The following is a 1,629-nucleotide window of genomic DNA, read 5'->3' as shown; positions in this document are numbered from 1 at the left end:
ATGATTATAAGTCTTTCTTAAAATATATGCTTAGTGAAAATTGTGAGTTTATTAGCTATATACAAGTTAACGACTTAGAAAATATAAGGCCAGCAACAAATAACGATTGGATTGAGTATATAAAAGTCCGAAAAATGTTTATAGATAAATACGAGTTAGAGCTAGAAAATGATTAGATGGGAAAGGGGCAATTGCAATGAAAGGTTGGATTGAAGCTATAGATGAAATATCTGAAAGAAACAGAGAAATAGACAACAAGTTATCTCCAAATAAAACGGAAGTTAGGTATATAACAGATTTTGCTAAAGCTATCTTAGAGAACGCTAATCATATAGAGGTTGCTTCTTCTCTAGCACATGAAGAAACAATAGATTTTGAAGATGCACAAGAAATAATTGATTATCAAAAGGAACAAATAAATAGATGTATAGAGCGTTTACAAAATTACTTAGGGACCACAATGAGGATAAGGAAAATGCAGAAGAACAAGAACAGGCCATATAAACATAATAAAGCGTTTTAAGGAGGGATAATATGATCGAGTTTGTAGAAGACTCAGAGGAAGCTGATAACGTGTATGTAGATAATAACTATACTTATGTAGACAACGACAAAATAAGATTACATGAGGGAATATGTAAAAGTTTGAATCATATGTACAGGGCAAAGAATGCTGATTATGGGGACAGCTTTACTAAAGTTAGAGAAGAATACCCTAATGTGGTTTTGATACATCTAATGGAGAAAATAGAGCGTTTAAAGACTATAGATAAGAACATGACAACAAAGGTTGATGAGAGTAGAGAGGACACATTAAAAGATATTGCTAATTATTGCATTATGGAGCTGGTGGAAATGCAAATGGAGAATAAATAGAGAATTTGTGAAAGTTTTAAAAGGTGTGATGGAGGTTATTGAAAATGTGTAATGATTGTAAAGAATGTCTACTAAATAATATAGAAATACATTCACTAAAACTAGAAGATACAATAAAGAAATTGAAGGATTCAACTAAAATAAGAATAACGTTTTGGAATAATAGGGTTTATGAAGGATATATAAAACTAAATGACAAAGGTGAAATAATATTTACTTCGGATAATCAGGAAAATTATTTATGCGATTTAGTAGAGTTTATCGCTAAAGTGGAATTGATATAAAAGGGAGGGATAGAAATGAATAATGTAACTTTAATAGGTAGATTAACACGTGATCCAGAACTTAGATATTTGCCTAATGGAGGTACAGCAGTATCAACTTTTTCTATAGCAATTGACAAAGAATTGTCTAGAGAGAAAAAGCAAGAAATGGAAAGTAAGGGACAACCTACTGCTGATTTTATAAACATAGTAGTATGGGGAAAGCAAGGAGAGCATTGTGCTAATTACTTAGGAAAAGGAAGATTAGTAGCTATACAAGGAAGAATACAGTCAAGAAGCTATGAGGCTACAGATGGGTCAAAGAGATATATTACAGAAGTTGTGGCGGACAGAGTTAAGTTTCTTGATTGGGGAGATAAAGAGAAAAATAATGATTTTAATACAAATGGTTTTCATCCAGTAGATGATGATGATATTCCATTCTAGAAAGGAGAAGATAAATATGATAAGATTTAAAAATTTAAGATGT

Annotated in this window: 4 protein-coding genes; all 4 read left to right on the top strand. The window is 31.1% G+C overall.

Annotated elements, in window-relative coordinates; all coding sequences use genetic code 11:
- Nucleotides 1-196 precede the first annotated feature (196 nt).
- From CLPU_RS16230 to CLPU_RS16215, 4 genes are read left to right on the top strand one after another with little or no spacing between them, the layout of a single operon-like run.
- Nucleotides 197-523 (top strand): hypothetical protein, encoded by a 327-nt coding sequence (locus CLPU_RS16230; RefSeq protein ID WP_050379121.1) that lies wholly within the window; start codon nucleotides 197-199, stop codon nucleotides 521-523.
- 11 nt (nucleotides 524-534) lie between these two features.
- Nucleotides 535-876: a DUF1599 domain-containing protein gene (locus CLPU_RS16225; RefSeq protein WP_050379119.1), complete on the top strand. Its 342-nt coding sequence runs from the start codon at nucleotides 535-537 to the stop codon at nucleotides 874-876.
- Between the two features lie 44 nt (nucleotides 877-920).
- Nucleotides 921-1,160 carry a hypothetical protein gene (locus CLPU_RS16220; RefSeq protein ID WP_050379117.1) on the top strand — a complete coding sequence of 80 codons (240 nt, stop codon included), beginning with the start codon at nucleotides 921-923 and terminating at the stop codon, nucleotides 1,158-1,160.
- 15 nt (nucleotides 1,161-1,175) lie between these two features.
- The gene (locus CLPU_RS16215; protein ID WP_050379115.1) at nucleotides 1,176-1,586 is read left to right on the top strand and encodes a single-stranded DNA-binding protein; all 411 of its coding nucleotides are present in this window, start codon (nucleotides 1,176-1,178) and stop codon (nucleotides 1,584-1,586) included.
- Nucleotides 1,587-1,629 lie beyond the last annotated feature (43 nt).

Origin of the sequence: Gottschalkia purinilytica (assembly GCF_001190785.1) — a bacterium.
GTDB classification, from domain to species: domain Bacteria; phylum Bacillota; class Clostridia; order Tissierellales; family Gottschalkiaceae; genus Gottschalkia_A; species Gottschalkia_A purinilytica.
Note: the sequence above shows the minus strand (reverse complement) of the source record. Positions and strands in the feature narration are given on the sequence as shown.

Excerpts from the sequence above, each read along its gene's own strand:
- CLPU_RS16230 (WP_050379121.1), top strand. The coding sequence starts at position 197 with ATGAAAGGTTGGATTGAAGCTATAGATGAAATATCTGAAAGAAACAGA.
- CLPU_RS16225 (WP_050379119.1), top strand. The coding sequence starts at position 535 with ATGATCGAGTTTGTAGAAGACTCAGAGGAAGCTGATAACGTGTATGTA.
- CLPU_RS16215 (WP_050379115.1), top strand. The coding sequence starts at position 1,176 with ATGAATAATGTAACTTTAATAGGTAGATTAACACGTGATCCAGAACTT.
- CLPU_RS16220 (WP_050379117.1), top strand. The coding sequence starts at position 921 with ATGTGTAATGATTGTAAAGAATGTCTACTAAATAATATAGAAATACAT.